The sequence below is a fragment of the Runella sp. CRIBMP genome (genome assembly GCF_009905605.1).
In the GTDB taxonomy this organism is placed as follows: Bacteria; Bacteroidota; Bacteroidia; order Cytophagales; family Spirosomataceae; genus Runella.
Genome location: NZ_JAAAKZ010000019.1, coordinates 33,865 through 60,795, shown reverse-complemented (window position 1 = coordinate 60,795; position 26,931 = coordinate 33,865). Strand labels below are relative to the sequence as shown.

Sequence of the window (26,931 nt, the reverse complement as noted above, 5' to 3'; positions counted from 1 at the left end):
ACATCAATTATGTTTGATATACCATTTATAAATATAAAAGATAAAAATAAAGGAGTATTGTACTATTATTTTTCAAATTCCGATAATAAATATTGGCTTATTCCTGACATTCATTCAAGAACCGCTTTTAACATTTATCAACCAACTAGCGTCAAAGGTAAAATACTGAAATTTTGTTTTTCATTCTTTAAAAATGTAGATGCATTCAGAAGATCAATTGGAGTAGTTCCTGTTTTTTTAGAATTAGATATAAGTTTTTATTCAATTTTATGTAATTGTTTTAATACTAAAGATGTAGAGATTTCTATTTTTGGAGGCACTCCCTCAAATCATCAGAAGATAACAGTTCAAATATTTAATAAATCTCAGATATTAGGCTATTGTAAAATCACAGATTCCTCCGAAATTAAAAATCTCTTTATAAAAGAAAAAAATATTTTAGAGTTCTTGAAAAATAAAGGTTTGTTGAATATACCTGAATGTATTTTATTAAGTGATTATAAAAAAAAATATTCTATTTTCATTCAAAGCTCGATCAAGACAAATGATTCTCAGATTCTTCATGATTTTAAACTACATCATTGGAGTTTTCTTTGTGAATTATTTGAAAAAACTAAGTTAACCTTGCCTTTTAAAGAAACAGATTATTATAAATCTCTTGAAAAGTTAAAGTTAAACATTTGCTATGTTGAGGAGCATAGTAGATCGTTTGTTTTGGAGAAGTTAAGTTATGTGCATCAATATTATGTTGAAGTGCTGGGGAATGAATATTCAGTTTACCATGGTGATTTTACCCCTTGGAATACGTATTATGAAGAGAGATTGCAAGTGTTTGATTTTGAATACGCTAAGTTGACATACCCCCCATTTTTAGACTGGTATCATTTTTTTACACAGGTGCAAATTTTTAAAAATAAATCTTCATCCACTCAAATAATAAATGGTTTTAATAAAAATATTGAATACTTAAATAAATATATTCCAGATCCAAAGTTTCTTTATACATGTTATTTATTAGATGTTATTTCATTCTACATTGATAGAGATAAATCAGCTATGAGTAATGATGTTAAGAAAAATATAAATATTTGGATTGAATTACTGAATATGTTATGAATGTACTGCATTATTCTTTAGGCTTACCTCCTTATCGTAGTGGAGGATTAACAAAGTACGCAACAGACCTGTTAGAAGCCCAGGCAAATAATGGGATCAACGTTAGTCTTTTATATCCTGGCGATTTTACATTTTGGAAAAGTCAAAAAATGCGTATTATTGGAAATGAGTCATTTAAGTCTATTCATATTTATGAGCTTCAAAATTCACCTGTTGTCCCACTTTTACATGGTGTTAAGCAGCCTATTGATATATATACATATGCGCCTTTAGATGAAAGTAAACTGCTTTCATTTTATGAAACAGTTAAGCCAAACATTTTTCATGTGCATACTATAATGGGATTGCCTATTGAAGTTCTAGATTTTTTTAAAAGTAAGAAAGTAAAATTGGTTTTCAGTACACATGACTATTATGGGTTGTGCCCTAAAGTTAATTTTATAAATCAGAATAATCAACTATGTAGTGCGTCCAGCCCAAGCCTTTGTGCCATATGTAACATACATTCTTCCAATACACTATTTCTTAAGTTAAGAAATTCAAAATATCTTTTAAAATATAAAAATAAATTTTCTGGAAAAGTTAAAGTAGCTAAGGTATTTAAAACTTCAGATAATTCTGATCGCAACGTTGCTGATAAAGAAGTGCAAGAATATGAGAAACTTCTGAATTATTATAAAACAATTTTTCTGAAGTTCGATTTTTTTCATTTTAATAGTGAGCAAACTAAGGAAATATTTCAAAAGTATCTACCCATTGATAAATTTAAAGTTATACCAATATCTCACTCTCTTATTAAGGATAACAGGAAAGAAATATCCTTTACACATAATAACACGGGCAAATATCATTTATGCTTTATTGGGAGCACAAACTTTTATAAAGGATTTCCATGGCTTAAAAGTGTATTGGTAGAGTTATATAACGAGGGTCACCTTAATTGGACTTTAGAAGTGTGGGGTGGAAGAGTTGGAATTGACGAAGACTGTAAGCTTATACACTATAAAGGGAAGTATTCCGAAGCAGAGTTGAGTGCTGTATTTCAAGATACTGAATTGTTGATCGTACCTTCAATTTGGAAGGAAACATTTAGTTTTATAACTCTGGAGGCATTATCATTTGGAATTCCGGTACTGGTTAGCGAAAATGTTGGTGCAAAGGATTTGGTTTATTCCTATCATACAGATTTTGTGGTGCCCATCGATGATAATTCTTTAAAGAAAACTTTAAAAAGGATATTACTTGAAAAAGATCCGCTAAGTCTAAAAGTTTTTAATCAAAAAATAGTAAATAATAACTTTAACAATTATTTGGAAAATCATTTAATTGATATTAATAATATATATTGTTCTTTACTAAGTAAGAAATGAATATTGCTATACTAGGAACTCGTGGAATCCCTAATTACTATGGGGGATTTGAACAATGTGCGGAATATTTAGCTCTGGGCTTACTAAAAAAAGGTCATAAGATAACTGTTTATAACTCACATTCTCACCCTTATACAGAATCTCAATGGAGAGGTGTTGATCTTATTCATTGTTATGATCCGGAGGATAAGATCGGTACAGCTGGGCAGTTTATTTACGATTTGAACTGTATTCTTGATTTAAGAAAACGAAAGTTTGATGTTGTCCTTCAACTAGGATATACAAGCAGTTCTATATGGGGATGGCTACTTCCAAGACATGTTGCAATTACTACAAATATGGACGGTCTGGAATGGAAAAGAACTAAATACTCCAACAAAGTGCGCAAGTTTTTGCTATGGGCTGAAAAACTTGGTGTAAAGTATAGTGATCATTTGATTTCCGACTCTATAGGAATTCAGGATTATTTACAGGAGAAATACAAAAAACCTTCTATTTTTATTCCTTATGGTGCCTACATACTTGAGAGCCCTCAGGAGTCAGTACTAAATGAGTATAAACTTGAACCTTTTAACTATGACTTATTAATAGCAAGACTGGAACCGGAAAATAGTGTTGAGGTAATTTTAGACGGAGTGGTGAAAGCAAATACGGGTAGACGGTTTCTGGTAATAGGAAAACATGATACACATTATGGAGAGTATTTGAAAGAAAAGTATAAAACACATAATTCAATGTTTTTTCTGGGGGGAATTTATGATATTAATAAATTAAATTCCATCAGGTATTTTTCCAATTTGTACTTTCATGGGCATACTGTAGGAGGTACTAACCCGTCACTACTCGAAGCTATGGCATCTGAATGTTTGATTTGTGCTAATCAGAACCCTTTTAATGCATATATTCTTGGTGATGATGCGCTCTATTTCTCTACAAAAAGTGACGTTGCAGATGTTTTAAGAACTGTTAAAAAGCAGGATATGTCATCTGTATTTATGATAAAGAATAATATTGCTAAAATAAAGGAAACCTATACATGGGACAAAATTGTGCATCAATATGAGCTTCATTTAGAATCTGTAATAGGCAAAATTAATCGAAAGTGATATTGTTAAAAACGTGTTCGCATCAGTTAATAAAATACCTATATATAACGTTATGAAAATTATAAACACTTCACTAAAAGATGTATTAATCATTGAGCCAAAAATTTTTGAAGATGCCAGAGGCCACTTTTTCGAATCTTTTAACAATTTAACATGGCATGAAAATGAGCTCCCAGTACATTTTGTACAGGATAACCAGTCTTTTTCAATCAAAGGTGTGTTAAGGGGGCTTCATTTTCAGAAGGGTCAACATGCTCAAGGGAAGTTGGTTAGGGTAATCAGGGGAAGAGTTTTGGACGTTGCGGTTGATATTCGTCCTGAATCTCCGACCTTTGGACAATATGAATTTTTTGATTTGGATGCGGAAACTAGCAAAATGGTATATATTCCGGAAGGATTCGCTCATGGTTTTATAGCCTTAGAAGACAGTATATTCAGCTATAAATGTACAGCGGGCTATCACAAAGCTTCAGAGAGCGGTATTCTCTGGAATGACCCGACGCTGCAAATTCAATGGCCGATTTCTGCGCCTATTGTCTCCGATAAGGACAAAGTGTTGCCTACCTTTGAAATGCTCTTTAGTAAACAGAGCGTTTAGAGGTAAGTTTTTTTGAGATTGTTATTCTACTCAACGTACACAATGAAAAATATACTGATCACTGGAGGGGCCGGCTTTATCGGTTCTCATGTAGTACGCCTTTTTGTTAAAAAGTATCCGGAATATCACATTTACAATCTGGATAAACTTACCTACGCCGGCAATTTGGCCAATCTGACCGATGTGGCAGGGGCTTCTAATTACACATTTATCAAAGGCGACATCGTAGACGCTGATTTTATCAATGAACTTTTTGCGGATATCCCTTTTGACGGGGTCATTCATTTAGCGGCGGAGTCGCACGTAGATCGATCGATCCTGTATCCGATGGCGTTTGTTATGACCAACGTGGTAGGCACCTGTCATTTATTGAACGCGGCCAAAAATAGCTGGAAATTAACCGGGTACGAAGGGAAACGCTTCTACCACGTTTCTACCGATGAAGTATACGGTGAACTACATCGACCCGAAGACTTCTTTCGGGAAACCACGCCGTATGATCCCCGGTCACCTTACTCGGCCTCCAAGGCATCTTCCGATCATTTTGTTCGGGCCTACGGCAATACGTATAAGCTGCCTGTGGTCATCACTAATTGTTCTAATAATTACGGTCCCAATCATTTTCCTGAAAAGCTGTTGCCACTGATGATTCATAATATCCTGCATGATAAACCTTTGCCGGTGTACGGTAAAGGCGAAAATGTGCGGGATTGGCTGTTTGTGGAAGACCACGCCCGCGCTATTGATTCGGTGTTTCATACAGGTAAAGACGGAGAAACGTATAACATTGGGGGTTTTAACGAATGGAAAAATATTGACATCGTCAAACTGCTCTGTACGCTGATGGACCAAAAGTTGGCCCGTCCTGCTGGTACCTCTGAAAAACTCATTACATATGTAACGGACCGAGCAGGCCACGATCTGCGCTACGCCATTGATGCTTCCAAGATCATGAATGAACTCGGCTGGAAGCCTTCGTTGCAATTTGAAGAAGGGTTGGAGTGCACGGTCGATTGGTTTTTGAGCAATCAGGTTTGGCTGGATGAGGTCACTTCGGGCAACTACCGGAACTATTATGAAGAAATGTACGCCAATCGGTAGCTGATATGTATGTACTATGATTTTACGATCCGATAGATTTGTGCGCTATAAAAATTCCAAGAATATTATAATCCGGAATGCTCCGCAGCCGCGTCCGCTCAAAATAAGAGCAAGCCAGCCCCGGTAGCGAAGCCGTATATACATGCCGTACCGTATGAAATAGATAAAATTTCATCCCTAGACTATGATACGTTACCTACTTTTCTTTTAATACTTTCGGTAGATACACAAGTTAATACTCTTAAGGGCATTGTTTCACTGACTGATGTTTATTTACCATGTTTTTCGAAGTGAAATCATACCGCCAACATTTGAGGAATAGAGATTACCAAAATCAGCAGAAATAGCGGTTTTTAATTCCATCCCTTTTTTCGGGTATGGAAATGACAATTGAAAAAATCCTGAAAACTGATTTGCCTGATTAGAAATCTTTCGAAAATATTGCGGAAAATTTTGACTGAAAGCCAGCTTCGTTTCAGCCTTAATGAGATTTCTGAATTTACCCTGAAGACCCAAATAGAGCATCGTGACAGTGTTATTGCTAATGATATTATGGCGCAAGCTTTTGGTTAAATAGCGTGGGTCTATAAGCTCTTTTCTGGTATCCATATAGCGGGTAATGAAAGGAGTGCCAATGACATATTGCTGATATGACCAACCACCCGTATATTGCCCATGGTTAAAATAGGTGTCCGGTTCATATCGGTTGAGTAAATCTTCACGAATGTTACCGCCTTTATCCATTGTAGTGAGATACTCAAGGGTAAAATGTTCAAGATGAAAAAAGGAAGCTGAGACTTTGCTTTTATTATTTAATCGAATACCATACAGGCCATCGGGGAAGTTAATGAATACTAATCCCGATTTATCTTCATATGGATGCTGGTGATAAAGTAATACATCCCACTTAATGTTACTGTTTATTTCAACAGCAAAATCAATGGAACCAAGATGATTCCCTAATTGATTCATTAAGTCATGAGAGGAATAATTGGCCCCCTGAGGTGGTTTAGCTACGATTAAATATAAATAATCTTTGAATGAGGAGGGGTAAAGTCCATTGGATGATAGACTCTTACTTAAAAAACGTGCACGACCTCCCCACTGTACATTGTGAATGATTCCGGCAAAAAACTTCACTTTTGATTTACCTATCCGAACATAAAGACTCTTTTGGTGCAGGTACGATTTAAGTGAAGAGTCCTGAGAGCCAAACCAACCGTGTGAATAGGTTACCTGAAAAGCGATAAGCCCCTTCGTAAAGCTGATAGGAACAAAACCGCGTGTACCGATCTGTATCTTGGGCAGGGGTAATGCATTACCGGACCAAGAATAGGAGCCCGAAGTAAGCAATGTATCACCCAAACCAAAGAATTCTTTGCGGCGGCCAGCGTAGATTTCAAATTTTCGGAATCGGAGCGTGGCAGCGGCTGTGGGCAACAGTACGTTGAAAGTTTTACTGGCGTTGGCCACAAGTTCAGCTTGCAGGTGCAGTTGGGGTTTGCGTGAATCGGTACCAAAGGTGGTTTGGCCGCCCAATTTCACAAAGGCAAACGGGTTTTCAAGCGGTACAGTACCGAATTGATTGGCCCGCAGCCAAAACGGCGTCCTTGAATTAGAGGCGGCCATACCGCCCGCTTCAGCAAAGTAGCTTGTTTTACGTAGGGTGGTATCGGTTTGGGCAACCACACTGAAATTCAGGAACAAGAGTAAAAATAAATAACACAGAGCAAAAGGTTGTAGTTTTTTCATAACGTTTAAATTGTGTAGCTTGACTATTAATAAATCACATACTTTTCTATTTCAGAATAGTAGTTTAATAAGCTACCCAAAAGTAATACTTTATAATTCAAATAACAAGTTGATTGTGCTTTAGCTGGCTATTTATACATTAATATTATATATTGATTTTTTACTTCATTGAATGACCCTTTTTGTAATCCAATTTATACTATATCTGCAATTTATATTAGTTTTTTTATTATATTGTATTTTGGAGCTAGAATGAATTTTTAAAGTTTAATGCTGTAATTTAAGCTTTGATGTGCCTTTTTTGGTGATTTGTTTGTTTGGAGAATACAATACTTAGCATTGTGATAATATAGAATAATCCCAATTTTAGCATTGATAATGAATGATATTGCCAGAAGTGGTATAGAAGTAACAAGCAGGATTAGTACAAAAAAGAAGCTGATTATACTGCGGATTATTGTTGCTGTCATTTTGTTTTAAATTAAGTTAACAAAGACTGAAGGTGTGTATGTAATATGCCTGTTTTGTAATAATAATTATGTTTGCAATAATTTTGAAAAAGTTTATAAATCCGCACTACAATATGATACGGATTTATTTTCACTGTTCAACGTTATGAATTATTTATCAAAGATATTATATATGGATTTTGCTTTCTAATTTTTAAGATTATCAAATGATTAATTTACTTTAAAACGAATCAAAGCTTCAGTTAATTTCTGTTAAGTATCCTGTCTTGTTCCTTGATAATGTTTATGTTTTTTAGTAGTTTCTTTCAACGGAATAGCTTATTTTTACCCCACGTTATGACGAAAACTCTACCGTATTTTAGCTATATTTTTTATTCGCCTTTGGGGAATGTTGTTTATGTTAACCGCTGATTCTTTGACTCTATTCGATACCATAGGTCCGCTGGTGGAACTTGCCACGCTGTTTCAGTATGAGTGTGTACTGCCCGAAAACGTAACATCCAAAACGCCGCACCCGTTAGGGGGGGGCTGGCGTGGGCATGCTGCAAACCAGTGGACGGGCGTAGCAGTAGTGTGACTTTTTTCTAGGCGGGTGGTTTGTCCGTTACTATCAAATACTATTCGTTTTGCCACTCGCAAGTTTTGGATCATTTGCAGGTGGCGGCCATACCGCCCGCTTCGGCAAAATAGCTTGCTTTGTGGTGCGTCGTATCATTTTGGGCGGTTACGGCAAAAGCGGATAGACAACAAAGAAACAGAAGCAGCGCTTTAGGGGAGGGGAAAGAATGGTTCATAACGTTGAGTAGGCGGGATTTCTTTTGAGTTTTGGAAATTTACGCCACGTCAAAAATAGGCTAAGAACGCTTATCCTCCAAACTGCTTGGTAACTTTTAGGGGTTTTTGTAGCATCATCCGCCCAAAATTTCTATTTTTATCCCACGTTATGGAAAATACTATACTTAAGTGCTTCCAATTTTTGATTTCTTTTTGGTCGGTAAGTCTTGCAACAATTACCGTTGCGGGGGCCCAATCGGATACGGTACGTCCTCAAATTGAGGGGGGAACGGTATTTCACTATGGCTATGTACGTCCCGAAAAGGTAACGCCCGCGTCGGCACATCCGCCCGTGGGGGTGGAACTGACGCTGGGCCGGCTGCAAACGGGTCAACGGGCGTGGCAGCAGTGCAACTGTTTTTTTCGGGCGGGCGGTTACTTCAATTACTATTCATTTCGCAATCTGCAGGCCCTAGGGCATTCGGCGGGCGTGGGGGCGTACATGGAGCCGCTGCTTTGGCACCGGGCCGCGTTCAGTGTGTCGGTGCGTTTGTCGCTGGGTGTCTCCTACGTGAGTAAGCTATACGACCCGATAGAGAATCCCAACCGCAATTTTGGCTCGCACGCCAACGGCATGACGGGCGTAGGCGTGTACGCGAGAAGGCGCCTTGCGGGCCGGTGGTCGGGGGTGCTGTCGATGGAATACCGTCATTTGTCCAACGCGGGTATTTGGCAACCCAATCAGGGCCTCAACGTGCCGTCGGTGGGCGTGGGGCTGGTGTACGGTCCGCCCGCGATGAAGCTACCCAATCCGCAGTCGTGGGGAAAAGCACCGATGCTGTCTAAGCGATGGTTTGGGCGGGCGGTGGCGCTGGCATCGGTGCGGGTGATGGCGGCGCGGGATGCGTTTCCGGAGCGTTCGTGCCCGATGTTTGGTGTCAATCTGCTGGCGGGCTACCGCTTCACCAAAGCCCACGCGCTGTCGACGGGCGTAGAGCTGCTGAACGACGGCTACATGAAAGAAGAGCTGCGGCGCGGCGGCAGTTCGGCGCGGTACCAACAGGCCACGTGGCTGGCGGGGTATGAATTATGGCAGGGTCGGGTGGCGTTTACGGCGCATTTCGGCTGGAACGTCGTGCGTCCCGGGGCCGCGTTCATGGGGCAAGGTGGCTATCGACCGGCTACCTATCAAAAATACGGATTGCTGTACGTCCTCCACAACGGCCTGACGATGGGCATTGTGGTGAAGGCGTTTGGGGAAAATACCAAGGGATTTCAACTGGCGGTGGGAGGGAGTTTTTAGAAGAATTAGTGAATAATATAAATGTAGGGGCAGGCCTTGCGTCTGCCCGATCCACAACCGAAAAACCAAAAAATGTTAAATGAAAAATGTAAAAGGGGGCAGGCCTTGCGTCTGCGCGATCAACAACCGAAAAACCAAAAAATATTAAATGTAAAATGTAAAAGGGGGAACGTGCTATCTTTTACATTTTGCAGTTTCGCGCGGAGGCGCCTTAAAATGCCACTAAACCAATATCAATTATATGAAGAATGCTCTATTTGTACTCTTTTTAGCCCTTTCGTTGGCTGGGCGAAGTCAATCATCGGCGACGAGTGAGGTAAAGGGACAGGGGACGCCGGTATCGCCCCAAGGAATTTTGTACCGTCCGGGCGTGGTGGTGATGCTTCACGGCGGGACGGCGGGTTTGGGGGCCGGCGTGGCGGTAGCGCTGCACCGACGCGTCAACCTGCGGGTGGGTGTGAATGCCTTCACGTATCAAACCCAGATCCTGAGCGGGAAAGATACGGATGACCTTCAGATTGCCTTTGACGTAAAAGCAAAATTGAAGTCGGCCAATGTGCTGTTAGATCTCTATCCGTTCAAAAATCTGGGCCTGCACTTGACGGGCGGGCTGTATTATAACCTCAATGAAATGACGTTTTTCGGTAAGCCCACCAAGGACGTGAAATTCAACGATGTGGTCTTTAACATTGACGAGATCGGCACCCTCGACGGGAAGGCAAGCTTCAACAAAACTGCGCCCTACGTGGGGTTTGGCTGGGGACAGCCTTTTTTGCGGAATCGCTTTAAAGTGTCGTTCGATGCCGGATTTTTCTTTATGCAATCGCCGAAGATCACCTTCCGCACCACCAAGATGCTGGAGCCTTCTTCCGATCAGGGAGCCGTGATCGAGCAGAGCCTGGAGCCGGTAAAGTATTATCCTGTCGTGAATATCAGTCTTTCATATAATTTGGGAAAATTTTGGTAAGGCGATACAATGGAACACGGATGACACGGATTTATACGGATACATTCATTTAAACCTCAACCTCGAAAAACGCTATACCAATGAAAAAATCACTACTGTCTTTTAATAACCCGGCCGGCATTCTGCTGTTGTTGGTACTGATGACTGGCTGCAAAGCCATCACGGACATGACCAAAGTGGAGCCTTTTGCCAATGTAACCTATAAACTGAAATACCAACCCGCCAAAACGCTGGTGCAGGGCCTGATCGTGGATGCCAAAACGGGCGTTCCGCTGACGGTTCCCGTACAGATCCTGATCACGGGCAAGGATGCGGGGCGGATCGTGACCTTTGAAGGCAAAGCCCTGCGCAACTTTACCGCCGACCGAGGAAGCCTGTACCTTGGATTGACGGGCACGGTGCCGTCGGTGTTGGCCCCGGCCGAAATTAAGATCGTGGCGGATGCAGCGGGGTACATTCCTTCGAGTGTGACGGTGCCGTTGGTGCAGGAACTCAATACACCTTTTACCCTCGCATTGGTCAAAGAGTCGGCACCGCCGGCGGGCGTGGGCGTCAAGACGGAAGCATTGCCCGCCGCGACCGCAGCGGGACTGACGGCCGCTAAGCAAATAACGGTTTCGGCCCCAGCCACCGCCAACAGCGCACCCGTACAGGCGACCATCGAATTTCCGAAAAATACAATTTTGCGGGATGATAAAGGCAATCCCATCATCGCGACCGTCACCGCGACGGTTTCGACTTATTCGACGCAGTCTTCGACGGCGATGCTGGGGACGGCCATCGGGTCCAACATTCAGTTGGCCAAAGATGCCGACGGAAAAACGGATGTGAAGGCTACCCTGCAACCGGCCGGGTACCTATCGGTGGAGCTGACTGACGCGAAAGGCACCAAAGTAAGCGCGTTTAGCAACCCCGTAATGGTGAGCACGGGCATTTCATCAGAATTCGTTCACCCGATCACTAAGCAAAAGGTAAAAGCCGGTGATGATCTGCAGGTGTACGTTTACGACGAAAAAACGGGCGTATGGGCGTACGAGCAAATGACCAAAGCGGAAATGCTGGGCAGCGGCTTGGGGGTAAAATTTTCCGTGACGCACTTCTCTGACCGAGCCATTGGCTGGCAGGCGCAGAATCGCTGTGATGCGAATTATTTCAATGTCACTGGCTTACCGGCGGGGTTAGCGTTTGAATATGAATTTCGGGAGAATTTTTATCCGGGCAATGTGTACCGCTACCAAAGTGCGATCGGGGCCGATGGTACCGTGTCCATTTATTTTCCCGGTGCTTCGTTGGATGCGGCAGGGCGCAGCATGTCCGTCGAGCTTTTTACGCCATCGGGCATCAGTCTTTACAAATATACCGGCTCACTTTGCGCCCTTCCGCTGCTGTTGAGACTTACCCCTCCGGCGGCAGGAAATACGGTGAATGTAGCGGCGGTGGCCAAAGCAACCTGCGAAAACGGCAAGAAGTTTGAGATCACGTCGCCCGCCACTATTTACTACGCCAAAGTAAGCTCACCGCCGCCTTTCGGCTGGCCGAGTACGCAGTTTGGCCCCGATGGCAAAGGAACATTCGTGGGTTTGGAACCCAATACCGACTATGAAGCACGTTTATACTACGGAGAAGATGTTTTTTCACAACCTTTTAAAACAGGAACCACTAACACCACCCTTACCTTTGAATACCAAATCAGGGGCGATGTAAGTTTCTGTAAATAAAGTGTCTCTGAAACTGAAAAATGTTAAATGAAAAATGTAGGGGCAGGCCTCGCGTCTGCCCGGCTATAAACCGAACAGGCCTGCCTCCCGCAAGGCCGATTAGACGCAGGTTAGACGCAAAATAGGTTAGACGCAAAAGAGGGCAGACGCAAAATAGGGTAGACGCAAGGCCTGCCCCTACGGATTCGGTTTTGCATTTTGCGGTTTTACATTTTTCGGTTCTTTTAACCACTATTAGATGAACAAATACAATCCATACCATCTGTTCGCGGCGCTATTGGCCGTGCCGGCGCTGTTTTCTCATTTGGGGTATGTCCCGCTGGACATGTCGACCGATGAGGCGCGCCGGGCTTTGGTGGCCTTGGAGATGGATTTGACGGGTAATTACCTTACGCCGACGCTGAACGGCAAATTTTATTTCAACAAACCGCCGTTGTACAACTGGCTGATTTTGGGGTCTTATCGGCTGTGGGGCGATTATTCGTCGTGGAGTTTACGGTTTCCCATGGCAGTGTCGGTACTGGGGTTTTCGTTGACGATCTTTTTATGGTTACGACGATACGTTTCATACCAAACCGCCGCCGTGGTAGCGCTGCTGCAACTGGTGAACGGACGGGTATTGTTTTACGAAACACTTTATGGACTCATCGACAGCACCTATTCTTGGGTGACTTTTTCAGGTTTTATGGTGGTTTATGCCTACGACCGAAAGAAAAATTATTGGGGCCTTTTTCTCCTTTCATACCTGCTCACTACGCTGGGGTTTATGATGAAGGGATTGCCTTCGTTGGTATTTCAGGGCCTTACTTTGGTGGCGTGGCTGGGGTATCAACGCAAATGGCGGGTGTTGTGGCATCCCGCGCATTTTGTGGGAATTGCGCTGTTTGTGGGCATTGTAGGTACTTACTATACCCTGAGCGCGGCGCAATTTGGGTTCCCTCTCGACAAAGCCGTTCAGATTTTATGGAGTGAAAGCGCCAAACGGACGGGATTGGTGTTTGGTTGGGTAGCTACGCTGGAGCACTTGGCGTCGTTTCCGTTCGAGTTTTTCTTTCACTTTTTGCCGTTTACGTTGCTGTCGTGGGTGTTTTTTGGCTCTCCTTGGCAGGCTCGGTTGAAAGAGAATTCATTTTTTACGTTTTGTGGGTTGGTTTTTATCGCCAATATTCCAGTGTATTGGATTTCTCCGCAGGTATACGCGCGTTATACGCTAATGTTGTTGCCGCTGCTTTTTGTACTGTTTGTCGATGCCTATGAGCGGCACCCCGAAGGTCGCCCGCGCAAATGGGTTGAGTGGGTGTATGGCGCGGCCATGGGGCTGACTTCGGTGGCGATTTGGGCGGCGGCATGGATCAAATCGACGCGGGATCTGCCAGAAGTATACTGGGTATGTACACTTAGCATGGTAGCATTGGCCGGATGCACGTGGGTATTTTGGAAAACCCCCGCCTGGCGCTTGGATGTGTTTATTGTATTTTTATTGGTGGCGCGGCTGTCGTTTAATTTTTTGTTTATTCCACCCCGAAAAGACAAGCGCCAACGCTACCAAGACAACAATGAGCGAGTGGCTCGCCTCACGCTGGATGGGCAAGGAAAGCCCTTGCCTTTGTACGGTTATGGGCAGACAATCGGAGATGATGGCGCGACCGATGTTAACAGTTTTCACGTTTCGGCCCTGCGTGGGCGGGTGCTGACGAGCACGTCGAAAAAAATACCAGGCGCTTATTACATTGCGGACTCAGTGCATCTGGTGGGAGAACGCTACCATGAGTACGCAACGGTGCTGCTCTACCCCGAGCGTCAAGCTAAACTTATTAGGTTTGACTCAACCCAAAAGAAGGAGTTAGGAGGCGGTACTACTATCCACAACAGACTCCTCACTATTAAATTTAACCATTAAATATGACTTTAAAACTTCCTACGGAGGATCTTCAGGTCTCCATCGTCATCGGGGTTTACAACGAGGAAGAGAATATTCGCCCTTTGCTCTCCGAAATCAGGAATGCCCTGCGCGGATACATGTACGAGATCATCATTGTCAACGACGGCTCAACCGACGGTAGCCTTGCGGAAGCATTGAATCCCACGGTGGGCCACCCAGTCGTGGTGGACTTACAGAAAAACTACGGTCAAAGCCAGGCCATGGCGGCGGGTATTGAAGTGGCACGTGGTAAATACATTGTCACCATTGATGGCGATGGGCAAAACGACCCTGCGGATATTCCATCCATGCTAACCTTGGCCCAAAAGGACAATTATGACTTGGTGGCTTCTGTGCGCAAAAGACGAAAAGATAACTACTTTACCCGTAAGCTCCCTAGCCAACTCGCCAATGCGCTCATTCGTCGGCTGGTGGGTGTTCACCTCCATGATTACGGAAGTACCTTGAAGGTGTTTCGGGCTTCATTGGCCAAAAAGCTGCCCCTCTACGGCGAACTCCACCGGTTCATTCCTGTGTTGGCGGCCATCGAGGGCGCACGCATGACGGAGGTGCCGGTCAACCATCGCCCTAGGCTTGCGGGAACCTCCAAGTACGGCTTAGGGCGTACGGTGAAGGTCATGAGTGATTTGGTATGGGTCTATTTTTTAAAAAAATACCTATCGAAGCCTATTCATTTTTTTGGACGTATCGCTTTTTGGCTGGTCATGGGTGGGAGTGGGTTGGGGGCTTTAACGGTGACCCGATGGTGGTTATCTCCACATAGTACCTTAGGGAGTTTGCCTTTGGCAACCCTGTTGTTGATGCTTTCGGCGGGTTATTTTCTGGGCTTGGGTATTTTGGCCGAGCTGCTGATGCGCACATTCTATGAAGCAAAAGGTAAAAAGCCTTATACGATTCGGCAGATATATTATCCAGAATTTAAAAAGAAATAAACATGGTTGTATTAATCACAGGGGGGGCGGGCTTTATCGGTTCCCATTTATCGGAGCGATTGTTGCGGCAGGGGCATACCGTTCTGTGTGTTGATAATCTAGATAATTATCTTTATTCCGCGGCACTTAAGCGCGAAAATGTTCAACTTCTTTCGGCCTACCCTGCCTTCATCTTCGTTGAAGAAGACATCCGCAACAAGATGGCGTTGCGGCAGGTGATGCTTGATTATGGTTGTGAGGCAGTGTTTCACTTGGCGGCTTACGCGGGGGTGCGGGCGTCGGTAGAGGTTCCCGAAAAATTCATGGAAATCAACATCAACGGCACCTTGGCGGTGCTGGAAGCCATGCGGGAAGCGCAGGTAAAAACCTTGGTTTTTGCTTCCTCTTCTTCAGTGTACGGCGATACAACGCCTACGCTATTTAAAGAAACCGACGCCGCCGAGTGCCCTATTTCCCCCTATGCGGCTTCTAAACGAGCGGCGGAGCTGTTGGCGTATTCCTATTACTCCCTCTATGGCTTTGATATTACATGTTTACGGCTTTTTACGGTCTATGGCCCCCGCCAACGGCCAGAAATGGCCATTAGGAAGTTTATACAGCTGATACTAGACGAAGAGCCGATAGAATTGTACGGTAATGGTCAGACTTTTAGGAATTACACCTACGTGGCAGATGCCGTGCAGGGCTTTATGAAAGCACTTGAACATTCGGCGGAAGGATTTAGGGTGTACAACATCGGCGGGGCAAAGTCCATTGGTTTGGAGGAGGTCATTTCGACGCTTGAACGGGTTATTGGGAAAAAAAGCACTGTAATCTATCGCGCTGCGCAGGCGGGCGACGTGCGACATACGGCGGCGGATATTTCAAAAGCGGGTAAACAACTCGGGTATGCCCCCGTAGTCACGCTAGAGGAAGGCATTCGCCAGTATATGAAATGGCTGATGGCGAGTGCTACGCCCGTAAACGTTTAGGTCGTTTTTTGTTTGCTTCGGCATCGCCAAAATAGGGGGAAGTGTGATAGAATAGGGGCCCTTCGTAGAAATAATACCTCGCGGTTGTGTTCTTGAAAATTTAATATAAAAAAAACGCATTACCATATTTCGGGGGGGGCTGGCAGGCGAAAAACTGATTTTTTACGAAATTTACCTTGCAAGTAGAAGGAAGTTTGGTATTTTTATCCAAGTTTATCAAGGCTTCCTTAGGTTGGAAGGCTGAAAACAAACTCAACGTTTTGAAAATGTAGCGTTATGAAAAAAGCACTATGGGTGGTTTGTGTCCTTGCTTTGGGGCGAGTGTATGCAGTGGAAAGCAAGGGAGATTCTTCCGTACAGTGGTTGCCGGGAGGCATTGGAATCCACGCTGGAATCACGGGTGTGGGGGGGCATTTGGCCTGGAAACTACCCACTAAGGCGCGGTTAGTGCTGCGGCTAGGAGGTACTTATTTAGGATACAAAAAAACGTTAGAATTGGATTTGGGCGATAGCTCGATTGTTGAGCTGCGACCTGATTTTGTAATAGGACTTGTACAGACCTCCCTTAAATGGCATCCCTTTCGGCGGGGTGCTTTTTTTGTGACTGGCGGCGTAGGCTACACTTGGCGCCCCGATATTCGACTGGAAATGACGGCTAAAACCCTGCTCGAACTGGGTGGTATTCAGATGAAGCCCGAAGAGTTTGGAACCATACAATTGGGCGTGAGGTGGTCGCCGATTGTGGGTTATGCTGGGTTTGGCTTCGGGCGGTCTATTCCCCGTCGCCGCTTCGGAATGGGAGTAGAAATGGGCTGCTATTATTTAGGCTCACCCAAAGTGGACATGGAGTTTGAAGGTTTTCTAGAAACCACCACGCTTGCAGAACAAACTCCACTCATCGAACGAAATATGCGCGGGTATCGCTTCTTACCCAATCTGCAATTGGTGTTTACATATTCATTGTTTAAAAAACCGCTCCGCCCATGAAAAGAGTTCTGTTGCTGTTGGGGATGTGGCTAGGAATGGTCAGTGCCTGTAAGAATCCCATTGATGGGCTTGAAATTCGTTTCAAAAAGCCGTATCCAGTGGCCCTGGATGTACAATATTACACAGCGGCGGGCGACAGTGTGCCCGCTTCGACGCAGGTTATTTTGACCGGGCCAGATGCTAATCGCCTGATTACGACGGTCAATACCAAGAAAATTAAAGTCTCCTCCGACGGGGCGTTGTTTTTGTCGATAGATTCTCTTGGGCTTCGGCCTACCCCCGAAAATCCCCTACGCTTTACAGTAGTGGTGAAGTCGCCGGGCTTTGTAGATGCTATTTTGCCAGTAGAAATGAAAAGCGACGTGCAACGCTCGGTAGTGCTGATCATGCAGCCTTCGGGGACTAATTCCCGGGTGAGGGTATCCCAAATGAATGCGGGAGGGCAAGGAGCCTTAGATAAAGATTGGAATATTGAAACCCCAACTCCGATTTTATCGGGGCAATCAACAGCGAAAGCGCTAATAGTCAAAGGGGCCCAACTAAAAGATGTAAAAGGAGCGGCGGTCGACGGAACCCTGACGGCGAGGTTTCAATCGGTCGACATTGCCAAACCCTACGAAACCTTCCTGATTAATCCCATCACCAATCAAACCATTACAAAGCCCTTGCTCCCAGGTGGTACGGCGGTGGCGGCCAATCAGCAGTTGACCCAAATTGCGGGGGCTTTTCTGCTTCAACTGCACAATGAGCAGTACCAGTTGGTCAAAACACTTTCGCAACCGATTCAGGTGCGTTTCAGTGTTTCGCCGCAGTTGTACAATCCACAAGAACGGCGGGTAGTGCAGGCGGGTGATGCTATCCCGCTTTACAGCTTTGATGCTGCCACGGAGCAGTGGCAAACCGAAACCGCGGGGAAAGTACAAAAGTCGGCCAATGGCGGGTTGGAATACATTGCCGAACTGTCGCATCTGTCGCTGTGGGTGGCAGGATTTACGAAGCAGAAGTGCGACACGGGCCCGAGTTTTAAGATTAAGAGCAGCCTGCCAATAACCAACCTCCAGTACCAGTGTGAGGTTATCAACGAAGCCACTGGTGCACGTCTGCAAGTGTTTAAATCAACTGTCAATAACGGCGAGATCATAAAAGTCAATGGGTTAGAAAGTGATCAATTTGTCCGTTTGCGCATTACAGATGTGTTGGGAACGGCGGTGGTCAATTCTCAATTGGTCAACGGGTGCAGTGGGGAAGTGCAAGAAATAGACGTATCGTCGTTTAAGAAACAGATTCAGAAATGCCCCAATGGGCCAAGTTTTAGAATAAGGAGCCCCTTGCCTAACAGCGACTACCGCTATAATTTTACGGTTATTAACGCCGAAACCAACGTCACGTTGCAAAGTTTCCAAACCACGGCCAATAACAACGAAGTGGTGCGTCTGAGTGGGCTTGATAGTGACCAGAGGGTGCGTTTGAGAATTACGGACATTGTAAGCTCGGCCGTGGTGACCTCGGAGCCAGTGGATGCTTGCGCGAGTAATGCGGAGTTGGGAATAGAGATCAATAATTTCAAGGTACCGCCGCAGCGCTGTGCTGCTTCGCCCGTATTTCGCATCAGCAGTACTCTGCCCAACAGTGATCGACGGTATTCGTTTGAGGTGATAGATGCCGATACCAAAGGGCGTATTCAGTTCTTTCAAACTACTGCCAACAACGGTGATTTGATTCGACTCGGCGGGTTTTATGAAAATACGGGTAAAATTCAACTCCGCGTTTTTGACATTGTAAGCTCGGCTCAGGTGCTTACGGGAGCCGTAGAAGCGTGTAGCAACGTAACATTGGCATTGGTATTGGAGAATTTCAAAACACCTCCACCCAAATGTTCGGTTCCGTTGGGATTCCGGGTAAAGAGCAATCTACCAAACAGTGGTACGACCTATCAGGTGCAGGTAATCAATGCCCTTACCAACGGAGTGATGCAGTCATTTGCCACCACTATCAACAATGGTCAAATAATCAATGTCAACGGCCTTTATAGCGACGAGACAGTTCGCCTTAAGATTATGGATAACTTAAGCGGGGCTGTGGCGCTCTCAGCCGCTGTGGGAGCCTGTAATACGACAGTTCAGGAAATTGATGTGACCTCGTTTAAAAAACCAGTTCTGAAATGCCCGTCGCCGCTGACTTTCAGCGTAAGAAGCAATTTGCCCATCAGTGAGCGGACTTATAATGGGGAGGTAATCAAAGTATCCAATAATGCAGTACTGCAAACCTTTACAACAACCCTTAATAATGGTAATCAGATTAGAATCAACGGATTGGATGCTGAGCAGAATGTTCGTTTAAAAATTTATGATAACCAAAGTACGGCAATTGCCAACTCTGCTTCGACGGATGCCTGCGCGACGGGGACGCAGGTTATTGATGTGACCTCGTTTAGGGCGCCACCAGATATCAAACCAGGGCAAGTTTTGATCACCTTGCAATTCCCTTGTAAGGAACTGGACCGCACTAAACTGCCTACGCTAGAACTATACGGCCGATTCAGAGAAACGGGTACGCTCCAATGGAGGAACCTGCCCAATTTGGCCTATGAAGAAGGTAAATCTTCATTCAGTATATTGACCGACTTGCTGGTAGTGGGCAAAACCTACGATTTTCAGGCTGGGCCTGCACCAGGATATTATTCTTTCAGTGAAAATGCCTACAAGCTGGAGAAGGCGGATTGGATCATTAAAATTAAGACCGATGAATATTGTAAATAATAAATATTGAACCGCCTAGCTGAAACTACGGAAGGGTACATTTTGGAGCAAAAATCAGGCGCTAATCGGAGGAAGCTCCCGATGAAGATAAATATGCTTTAAGAGATATTGGCGAGGCTTGAATGCAAATTAAATATTTTTTTTGGTATATATAATTTGAGGACTTTAAAGTGTAAAACTTGTTAATTAGAGATAATTAAAGGTATTTTTGGTTGATTGTTCTTTAAATATATGCTGTTTTATGGGATATTTAATTATGAATTAAGTAAATAAAATTTGTAATATTTTTAGATTTTCACCCTAAGTTAATGCATTTGTGTATGCTTTATCGGTTTTACGAATTCAATTAAAAGAATATTATTTGATAACTTTTTTTGAAAAAAGGTAAAAATTTATGGTTTATTTTACGGAATTCGTCTATATTTGATATACCAATAAGAAATGACAAAAATCATATTTATTGTAAGGTAGTTTTATAACTTTACCGATATTAAAATTTATTATTTTGGCATTTTGATAAAGGTACATTACTAGTGCTTTGGTCGAGTATCAACCATTGTAAATTCAACGTTATGTCTCAACACTCGTTACTACCGTCTACGATTACTTACCAAATTAATCGACGGAAAAATCACCCACGCTTTGTGGCTGATGTTATGCTAGTTATGCTGTCTTACATACTGGCCGCCAATTTTACCAACCGTACCTTACAACAGGTAGATGTTTTAATTATTTCTGGAATGGGAATGGGTTGGTACTTCTCTTCCAAACTCACAGATCTGTACAATGAATTTCGAACGGTAACCTTCATTGATGAGATTCTGGCATTGTTGCCCAATTTGCTTACCCAATTTATTATTTTAGTGGTCTCGCTTTTCTTCTTGAAAGATTACGACTACACCCGCAGCTTTACCCTTGCGTATGTGGCGGTTTTGGGGGCAAATGTGGTATTCAAAATGTACAGCACCCGAAAGTTAGTTCGCTTCTGGAATCTAAAAGGCGTAAACCAGCGGAACTTAGTGATTGTTGGTGAAATGAATCAAGTCGATGGTTTTCGCGATTTGGTGCAACGAAACCCACAGTTTGGGTACACCATTTTGGGAGCATGGGGCTACAAGGAAGCTGGCAGAAGCACGCCACCACTTCTTGAAACCATTGATTTTCTGAACGAAACGGCCCTTGGCAAAGTGATTGATGAATTGGTGATTGCGCCGAGTCAATTTGAAGAAAGTTACGTAAAAGGCATCATCACCTGGGCAGACAAAAAAGGAATTTTGGTGCGTTTTACGCCCGGCTTTTTTCAGTTCAGCGCCTCACGTTATTCACTGGAGCTGTTTGGTAATTATCCGTTGATTACCGTGCGCAGTACCCCGCTCGAAATGGATTCGTGGTGGATGCTCAAGCGGGCGTTTGATGTGCTTTTCAGTGCGGTATTTTTGGTACTAGTCGCTTCTTGGTTATTTCCCTTGATTGCGCTGGCCATCCGGTGGGATTCGCGCGGACCCGTGTTTTTTGTCCAGGACCGTTGGGGACAACGCGGACGTAATATTGGGGTTTGGAAGTTCAGAACCATGTACCACAACGCTTCAACGGTGAGGGCAGATGGTGGATTTAACCAAACGACCCAAGATGACCCACGCATCACAAAAGTTGGACGGTTTTTACGGAAGACCAACCTCGACGAACTTCCGCAGTTTATCAATGTGCTGCTGGGAACTATGTCGGTGGTAGGCCCGCGACCACACGCAGTAAAGCATAGCTTAGAAACACTCCCCAAAATTGATAATTACATGATTCGTCACCGCCTCAAGCCGGGCATTACGGGATGGGCGCAGGTGAATGGTTTTCGGGGCGAAACGCAAGAAATCGGCCTGATGCGCAAACGCGTCGATTATGATATTTGGTACATTGAAAACTGGAGCTTAGTGCTTGATTTTCAGATTGTACTCCGTACTGCTTACAACATGGTGAAGGGAGACCCCAAGGCATTTTAACGGGCTCATTTCACCGCAACCCTCCTCTTTGACAATGAGTGGAAGTGTAACAAAAACCCTTTTCTGACGGAAAAGGGTTTTTTTATGGGCCGATTAGCGTTGTCTTTGGGGATTTCTTCCTTATTTTTATGAAATGATCCACAATTCTTATTTTGAATGGCCTTTTTATTCTTTTTTCAGACTTTTTTTTCTTCCCCAACGCTGCTTGATGGGCTGATTATTGCCGCTTTGATTGCGCTAATAGCCGTTCAAATAGGAGCCCTTTTGAGGGCAAACTCATTGTCAAAAAAAAGAAAGCAAATCCGTTTGGGGCTCAACGTTTTGATGGGAATTGTACTTTTAATTTATGTCATACAGCCGCATTGGACAACCTCAGCCGATACCAACCGTGTATTGCTCGTCAGTGAAAATATACCCTTAGATGCTGTAAAAAAAGCCCAAGATAGTCTGAAAATTACCGAAACTTTTTCTTTAGAAGACTTTGAGCGCCGTACGTCAGAAACGGCCGATTTTGTGGCCCAATTGGGAACGGTTTATGTGCTGGGGCAGGATGCTCGCCCCCAATTGCTCGCCCATTTGAGTAATCATGAGATTCATTGGATTCCGTGGTTTAAAAAAAACGAATTAACGTCGATTCAGTGGAAGGCCATGCTCCGAAAAGGAGAATTGCAGGAAGTGTCGGGAGCCGTCGCCTTGGACGCGCCTAAGGTGCTCAAAATCAACTATGCCAATCAGGTACTGGACAGTGTTTCGTTGCGCAAAGGAAGCCAAACTTTTCGCCTTACGTTTCCTTCTTTTGCCATTGGACGAACCGAAACCACCTTGCTGTTAGACAATCAACCCTTACAGAAAGTGGCTTTTTATTCCCGAAAACCGCAGCCTATCTCGGCCTACTTTGTTTTGCAAAACCCTGATTTTGAGAGCAAAGCCGTAGCAGAGTGGTTGGGAAAAAAGGGTAGCAGGGTAGAAATGGTTACGGCCGTAGCCAAGAATACTCAAATGAGTGTATCCATGAATCAGGTAAAAAATAAAAAAGATTTTGTGCCCGATATTGTCTTTACTGACCCCGAAAATGCGGGCCATCCGTTGGTGAAAAAGGCCGTATCGGATGGGAAAAGTGTTTTATTTTACAACATAACGAATCCTGAGCAAGCTGCAAAAAAGGTGAATGCCGCACTGGGAACAAAATGGAATCTAAAGAAGATTTCGAATGATGAAAGTGTTTTGGTAGGAAACGAACTGACGGCCTTGCCGTACCGATTGGCAGAAAATCCAAACCAAAAGAATATTTTGGGCTATCCCGTTGCCGTGCAAAAAACGGGTGGAATGGTGGGTCTTAGTTTATTCAACGAAACTTTTTCGTTGAAATTAAGCGGCGATAGCTTGGCTTATGATAAAATTTGGTCGGGTATTTTGCAGGCGTTGGTGCCCGCGCAAGAAGGGAATATTGTAGTGACTGCCCCGCTTTGGAAAGACACGCGCGCGAGCCTGGTTTTGAATAAATTTTCGCAACCTCTCCCGTCCATTTCGGTGGCCGAAGATACGGTTTCACTCCAACGTTCTGCCCTCAACTCGCTTAGTTATGGTACTGACTATATCTTCAGAAAATCGGGTTGGCAGACCTTTCTGGATTCGTTGGAAGTGTACGTAGAGGAAAATGAAACGATGGTATCGAATGCGGCCCGAATGGCGGAGAGTGTGCAGGCGCACAAGAGCAATTTGCCGAAATATTCGAGAGAAACGACGCAACAGATGACCGAAAAATTGCCAGATTGGGCATGGTTGGGGCTCTTTTTGCTTTGCCTAACTGCCCTTTGGGTTGAACCTAAATTAAGGTATTAACTTACCAGTTAGTCGGTTCAAAACCGACCGACAGCTAATGACTAAGCTATTGGCAGGAATTGTTTATTCATCTTTAAGCAAAAAAAGGCAGACCAACACGGCCTGCCCTTCAGACTTAAAATATCATGGCTGTGAATGGGTATTATTTTTTAAAGAAAAAAGTACTCGGTGCGATTTCGGCCTTGACCGAATCAATCAATGTACCGTTGGGTTGATAGCGGAGAACATAGCCAGCTTGTTTGAAAGAGGGCACCAAACCCGCATAAATTATGCCCGTTTGTGGGTCAACGCCCAACCCACCCGAAAATAACCGATTGATGAAAGGTTTGTCGGCCACTACGACCGCCGCATCGATGGGGAAGCTGTAAGTTTCGCCTTTTTGGAGGTAGCCGTCGGCCGCGTCGTAGAATGAATGGGTGAAATAAATGGTCTTTTTGTCGGCGCTCAGCGTGAACGAACTAGGCGATTTTGACGCATTGGGCGACGTAATTTTAAAACGTGTTTCCACCGTTTTGGTTTGGGTGTTTAGCCGTATCATTTCTCCTCCCGCGTACAGCCAAAGTTTGTTATTGACATCAAGACCCACCAATTCAGGATTTCTGCCAATTTCGATTGATTGTTTAACGGCATCGGTGGCAATATCGATAACGGTAATTTTTGTCATTCCGCTTCCCGTATTTCCCACAAAGGCTTCGTTGCCAATGACCAAAATGCTTTCGGCGCCGTTTTGGACGGGGATTTTCTTGGTCAATTTGTTGGTGGTCAAATCAAGCACGGCCACGTAGCCAGGGTTTTTGTAAAAATTAGAAAAATCTCCGGTAACGTCCCAGCAGGTAACGTAGGCTTTGGTATCGGTTGCTTTGGCCACCGCCCGAGGATTCTCCACTTCGGTGGAAGGAATTGACGTTAGACTTTTAAACGTTCGGGCGTCAACGATTTCGATGCCGTCTTTGCCCGCCGTTGAGTTATCGACGAGGATAATACCTTTTTCGTTGACTTCCGCATAACCGCTCAGGCTCCCTGCAAGCGTACGACTGTTCTCTTTCTGAAAAATGTCATACGAGGCGGTTGTAGAAGTTCGTTGTACCAAAGAAATAGACCCATTGTTGTCCAGAAAATTTCCCGCATTAATGACGAGTACACCATTGTCGTAGGGTTGCGACGGCACGGGATCGGTGGAGTTACAGGCGGAGAAACCAACGCTTAAAAGGCTGATAATAAGCAGATAATTACGATTCATTTGTGGTTTGTTTTGATTGAAAATAAAAAATAACGTTGAGTGATAGTGTTCTTAAAGGCATCGCGTTTTTCTTGAGATTGGGATACACGGTGTTGGTTAGGTTGTTTCCCTGAAGCGCGATGTCGCTGCGAAAGTTTCCTTTTTGAAATTGATAATTCAACACCGCATTCAGCAAATAATAGGGGGCAAAAGGCCGACCCGAGTGGTCAAAAGTGCTGTAACGCGCCGAATTAAATTGCTGTTGCACGGTGAGAGAGCCTTTGCCATGGGTGGCAGTAAGTGTTCCTGCAAACGTGTGTCGTGGCACATAAATGAGTTGTTTTCCGATAAAGTCTTGGGTGTAAGGCCCGTAGGTTTTTTGTTGCGAAGCATCGGTCAACCCATAATTTAGGTTGGCGTCTAACTGCGTTTTATGCCATTGGGTTTTTAAGCCAAACGTAAATTCAAGCCCTTTGGAAAGTACCTGCTGGAGGTTTTCGACCCGATAATTGCGTTCTGGGTTCCAGTACGTCCAATCGTCGATGAGGTTATGAAAGGCGGTGAGTGATACCGAAAATTGATTCATTTCGGCCAGCCGTTGTTTCCAAGTTACGCCGATTTCTTTGTTGAAACCCCGTTCGGGGCGGAGTTCAGGGTTGCCCAAATTGACCCAGTAACGCTCATTCAGTGTTGGTACGCGGTAACTGAGGGAGGTATTTCCGCTAAAACTGATTTTGGTACGCGGACGCGTAAACGCGGTGTACTCCACCCCCAACGACGGGGTAAAGGGGGGGCTGAATCGGGTCACGAAGGCTTGCCGTAGGTTGAGAGATGCGCTGAGTTTTCCGTTGAACTGGTGTCGGAGTAAGGCGTAAACGTCGGCCCGATTTTCTCGTTTTACCTCATCTCCGTACCCATCCACCCGGGCATTATAATGCACCAATTCAGCCCCAATTTTGAGATTAGTGCCTTTGTCGCAACTTTGAATCCACGAAAAATCGTGCTCGGCACGGAGAATAAAACGGTCGATTTCGGTATGGCTGGGGGTTAGATTTTCTCCTTTTCCGTAATCAATCACGTCCCGGATGAAGCCCGTTCGTATCAGTGTTTTGCCAATCTGATACGAACCCAGCACGCGGTAGGCCTGCGTACGGGTGACTTCACGCAACGGAACTTGATGGGGCTGAATGGTGAGGGTATTGTCGGTCAGCCAGAGATTAAGCGAGAATAGATTGCCTTTTTGATGTTGCCAATACAGGTCTTGCACCACGCCTTTTTGGGTAGTTCGGGTGGGCTCAAAAGAATAGCTTTCGCCTTGGCGGGTACGTTGGGGGTTGGTCCCGAAATAGTTATTTAAATTACTGCCATATAAGCTGGTTTTGCCCGAAATTATCCAATTTTTGCCTGCTTTATGATTGAAACGTAGCCCCACCTGACCGGTATAATTTTCGGAGCTTTCGAGGCGAAAAGCGGCCAAGGTTTGAAGCCCTTTTTGCCTAAAATCGGGTACAGAGCGTAGTTGAATACTGCCCCCCACGGCATCAGTACCGACGCAGCTTGCCGCCGACCCGTACTGCACGCTCATTTGGTCGAAGCCCGCTACAGGAATCGTCGAAAAATCACTTTGCCCTAATGACGGCGAATTAATATTCACCCCATTCCAAAGCACCGCCGTATGATTAGCGGATGTTCCCCTAAAAGCAATGCTTGTGGCCTGCCCTGCCCCATAACTTTTGAACGCCACTGGACTTTGAAACTGGAGGAAATCGGCCAGCGTGCTGTAATGAAATCGCGTCAGCTGGACCGAATCAATTTCCTGCACTTTTTGTCCCACCATGAAGCGCTCGGGTCGCACTCCCCGCACGGTTACTTCGCAGAGGCTTTGCTCTTTTTGGGCGTAGAGGTGCGGAGCAATAGCCGACAGTACCAGGATATGGATGCAGCTAACAAACCGCAGGAGTTTGTAAATCAAGGTATTTTGCCGAAAATGTGAACGTGAAATCGAACGCT

20 protein-coding genes are annotated in these 26,931 nt (G+C 44.5%); 16 read left to right on the top strand and 4 right to left on the bottom strand.

The window, feature by feature from the left end; genetic code table 11:
- The first annotated feature begins 9 nt into the window (after positions 1-9).
- From GVN20_RS26050 to rfbB, 5 genes are read left to right on the top strand one after another with little or no spacing between them, the layout of a single operon-like run.
- Positions 10-1,116 (top strand): hypothetical protein, encoded by a 1,107-nt coding sequence (locus tag GVN20_RS26050; protein WP_166561155.1) that lies wholly within the window; start codon positions 10-12, stop codon positions 1,114-1,116.
- Positions 1,113-2,486 (top strand): glycosyltransferase, encoded by a 1,374-nt coding sequence (locus tag GVN20_RS26045; RefSeq protein ID WP_166561154.1) that lies wholly within the window; start codon positions 1,113-1,115, stop codon positions 2,484-2,486. The genes GVN20_RS26050 and GVN20_RS26045 overlap by 4 nt, the downstream gene beginning before the upstream one ends.
- Positions 2,483-3,592, top strand: a complete 1,110-nt coding sequence (locus tag GVN20_RS26040; RefSeq protein ID WP_166561153.1) for a DUF1972 domain-containing protein — start codon at positions 2,483-2,485, stop codon at positions 3,590-3,592. The genes GVN20_RS26045 and GVN20_RS26040 overlap by 4 nt, the downstream gene beginning before the upstream one ends.
- Positions 3,593-3,644: 52 nt before the next feature.
- Positions 3,645-4,190, top strand: coding sequence for a dTDP-4-dehydrorhamnose 3,5-epimerase (gene rfbC, locus GVN20_RS26035; protein ID WP_166561152.1), 546 nt, complete (start codon positions 3,645-3,647; stop codon positions 4,188-4,190).
- 42 nt (positions 4,191-4,232) lie between these two features.
- Complete coding sequence (gene rfbB / locus GVN20_RS26030) at positions 4,233-5,291, top strand: dTDP-glucose 4,6-dehydratase (protein WP_166561151.1); 1,059 nt, start codon at positions 4,233-4,235, stop codon at positions 5,289-5,291.
- Between the two features lie 273 nt (positions 5,292-5,564).
- On the opposite strand, the gene GVN20_RS26025 is transcribed toward rfbB, so the two are convergent.
- Complete coding sequence (locus GVN20_RS26025) at positions 5,565-7,043, bottom strand: capsule assembly Wzi family protein (protein WP_166561150.1); 1,479 nt, start codon at positions 7,041-7,043, stop codon at positions 5,565-5,567.
- A gap of 885 nt (positions 7,044-7,928) precedes the next feature.
- Between GVN20_RS26025 and GVN20_RS26020 the strand changes: the two genes are divergently transcribed.
- Complete coding sequence (locus GVN20_RS26020; protein WP_166561149.1) at positions 7,929-8,090, top strand: hypothetical protein; 162 nt, start codon at positions 7,929-7,931, stop codon at positions 8,088-8,090.
- 70 nt (positions 8,091-8,160) lie between these two features.
- On the opposite strand, the gene GVN20_RS26015 is transcribed toward GVN20_RS26020, so the two are convergent.
- Entirely contained in the window at positions 8,161-8,307 is a 147-nt protein-coding gene (locus GVN20_RS26015) for a hypothetical protein (RefSeq protein WP_166561148.1), read from the bottom strand.
- A 149-nt stretch (positions 8,308-8,456) separates the two neighbouring features.
- On the opposite strand from GVN20_RS26015, the gene GVN20_RS26010 reads away from it, so the two are divergent.
- The 10 genes from GVN20_RS26010 to GVN20_RS25965 all read left to right on the top strand — a co-directional run bounded on the left by GVN20_RS26010 (position 8,457) and on the right by GVN20_RS25965 (position 23,702).
- Positions 8,457-9,590, top strand: a complete 1,134-nt coding sequence (locus GVN20_RS26010; protein WP_166561147.1) for an acyloxyacyl hydrolase — start codon at positions 8,457-8,459, stop codon at positions 9,588-9,590.
- A 241-nt stretch (positions 9,591-9,831) separates the two neighbouring features.
- Positions 9,832-10,557, top strand: a complete 726-nt coding sequence (locus tag GVN20_RS26005) for a hypothetical protein (protein ID WP_166561146.1) — start codon at positions 9,832-9,834, stop codon at positions 10,555-10,557.
- 80 nt (positions 10,558-10,637) lie between these two features.
- On the top strand, positions 10,638-12,275 hold the full coding sequence (locus tag GVN20_RS26000; protein WP_166561145.1) for a hypothetical protein: 1,638 nt from the start codon (positions 10,638-10,640) through the stop codon (positions 12,273-12,275).
- A gap of 238 nt (positions 12,276-12,513) precedes the next feature.
- On the top strand, positions 12,514-14,175 hold the full coding sequence (locus GVN20_RS25995; protein WP_166561144.1) for a glycosyltransferase family 39 protein: 1,662 nt from the start codon (positions 12,514-12,516) through the stop codon (positions 14,173-14,175).
- A gap of 2 nt (positions 14,176-14,177) precedes the next feature.
- A complete protein-coding gene (locus GVN20_RS25990) occupies positions 14,178-15,149 on the top strand; it encodes a glycosyltransferase family 2 protein (RefSeq protein WP_166561143.1) in 972 nt (323 codons plus the stop codon).
- Between the two features lie 2 nt (positions 15,150-15,151).
- Complete coding sequence (locus GVN20_RS25985) at positions 15,152-16,120, top strand: SDR family NAD(P)-dependent oxidoreductase (RefSeq protein WP_166561142.1); 969 nt, start codon at positions 15,152-15,154, stop codon at positions 16,118-16,120.
- Positions 16,121-16,396: 276 nt separating this feature from the next.
- Positions 16,397-17,107, top strand: a complete 711-nt coding sequence (locus tag GVN20_RS25980; RefSeq protein ID WP_166561141.1) for a hypothetical protein — start codon at positions 16,397-16,399, stop codon at positions 17,105-17,107.
- On the top strand, positions 17,104-19,866 hold the full coding sequence (locus GVN20_RS25975; RefSeq protein WP_166561140.1) for a hypothetical protein: 2,763 nt from the start codon (positions 17,104-17,106) through the stop codon (positions 19,864-19,866). The genes GVN20_RS25980 and GVN20_RS25975 overlap by 4 nt, the downstream gene beginning before the upstream one ends.
- Before the next feature lie 572 nt (positions 19,867-20,438).
- Positions 20,439-21,860, top strand: coding sequence for an exopolysaccharide biosynthesis polyprenyl glycosylphosphotransferase (locus GVN20_RS25970; protein WP_166561139.1), 1,422 nt, complete (start codon positions 20,439-20,441; stop codon positions 21,858-21,860).
- A 156-nt stretch (positions 21,861-22,016) separates the two neighbouring features.
- Positions 22,017-23,702 carry a hypothetical protein gene (locus tag GVN20_RS25965; RefSeq protein ID WP_166561138.1) on the top strand — a complete coding sequence of 562 codons (1,686 nt, stop codon included), beginning with the start codon at positions 22,017-22,019 and terminating at the stop codon, positions 23,700-23,702.
- 142 nt (positions 23,703-23,844) lie between these two features.
- Here the strand turns inward: GVN20_RS25965 and GVN20_RS25960 are convergent, their stop codons facing one another.
- Both GVN20_RS25960 and GVN20_RS25955 read right to left on the bottom strand, forming a co-directional pair.
- Entirely contained in the window at positions 23,845-24,942 is a 1,098-nt protein-coding gene (locus tag GVN20_RS25960) for a DUF5074 domain-containing protein (protein WP_166561137.1), read from the bottom strand.
- Positions 24,932-26,893: a TonB-dependent siderophore receptor gene (locus GVN20_RS25955; RefSeq protein ID WP_166561136.1), complete on the bottom strand. Its 1,962-nt coding sequence runs from the start codon at positions 26,891-26,893 to the stop codon at positions 24,932-24,934. Before GVN20_RS25955 ends, GVN20_RS25960 begins: the two co-directional genes overlap by 11 nt.
- Positions 26,894-26,931: the final 38 nt, after the last annotated feature.

What these genes read in the sequence shown, in the direction of transcription:
- GVN20_RS26050 (WP_166561155.1), top strand. Translation starts at nt 10, where the DNA reads ATGTTTGATATACCATTTATAAATATAAAAGATAAAAATAAAGGAGTA.
- GVN20_RS26045 (WP_166561154.1), top strand. Translation starts at nt 1,113, where the DNA reads ATGAATGTACTGCATTATTCTTTAGGCTTACCTCCTTATCGTAGTGGA.
- GVN20_RS26040 (WP_166561153.1), top strand. Translation starts at nt 2,483, where the DNA reads ATGAATATTGCTATACTAGGAACTCGTGGAATCCCTAATTACTATGGG.
- rfbC (WP_166561152.1), top strand. Translation starts at nt 3,645, where the DNA reads ATGAAAATTATAAACACTTCACTAAAAGATGTATTAATCATTGAGCCA.
- rfbB (WP_166561151.1), top strand. Translation starts at nt 4,233, where the DNA reads ATGAAAAATATACTGATCACTGGAGGGGCCGGCTTTATCGGTTCTCAT.
- GVN20_RS26025 (WP_166561150.1), bottom strand. Translation starts at nt 7,043, where the DNA reads ATGAAAAAACTACAACCTTTTGCTCTGTGTTATTTATTTTTACTCTTG.
- GVN20_RS26015 (WP_166561148.1), bottom strand. Translation starts at nt 8,307, where the DNA reads ATGAACCATTCTTTCCCCTCCCCTAAAGCGCTGCTTCTGTTTCTTTGT.
- GVN20_RS26010 (WP_166561147.1), top strand. Translation starts at nt 8,457, where the DNA reads ATGGAAAATACTATACTTAAGTGCTTCCAATTTTTGATTTCTTTTTGG.
- GVN20_RS26005 (WP_166561146.1), top strand. Translation starts at nt 9,832, where the DNA reads ATGAAGAATGCTCTATTTGTACTCTTTTTAGCCCTTTCGTTGGCTGGG.
- GVN20_RS26000 (WP_166561145.1), top strand. Translation starts at nt 10,638, where the DNA reads ATGAAAAAATCACTACTGTCTTTTAATAACCCGGCCGGCATTCTGCTG.
- GVN20_RS25995 (WP_166561144.1), top strand. Translation starts at nt 12,514, where the DNA reads ATGAACAAATACAATCCATACCATCTGTTCGCGGCGCTATTGGCCGTG.
- GVN20_RS25990 (WP_166561143.1), top strand. Translation starts at nt 14,178, where the DNA reads ATGACTTTAAAACTTCCTACGGAGGATCTTCAGGTCTCCATCGTCATC.
- GVN20_RS25985 (WP_166561142.1), top strand. Translation starts at nt 15,152, where the DNA reads ATGGTTGTATTAATCACAGGGGGGGCGGGCTTTATCGGTTCCCATTTA.
- GVN20_RS25980 (WP_166561141.1), top strand. Translation starts at nt 16,397, where the DNA reads ATGAAAAAAGCACTATGGGTGGTTTGTGTCCTTGCTTTGGGGCGAGTG.
- GVN20_RS25975 (WP_166561140.1), top strand. Translation starts at nt 17,104, where the DNA reads ATGAAAAGAGTTCTGTTGCTGTTGGGGATGTGGCTAGGAATGGTCAGT.
- GVN20_RS25970 (WP_166561139.1), top strand. Translation starts at nt 20,439, where the DNA reads ATGTCTCAACACTCGTTACTACCGTCTACGATTACTTACCAAATTAAT.
- GVN20_RS25965 (WP_166561138.1), top strand. Translation starts at nt 22,017, where the DNA reads ATGGCCTTTTTATTCTTTTTTCAGACTTTTTTTTCTTCCCCAACGCTG.
- GVN20_RS25960 (WP_166561137.1), bottom strand. Translation starts at nt 24,942, where the DNA reads ATGAATCGTAATTATCTGCTTATTATCAGCCTTTTAAGCGTTGGTTTC.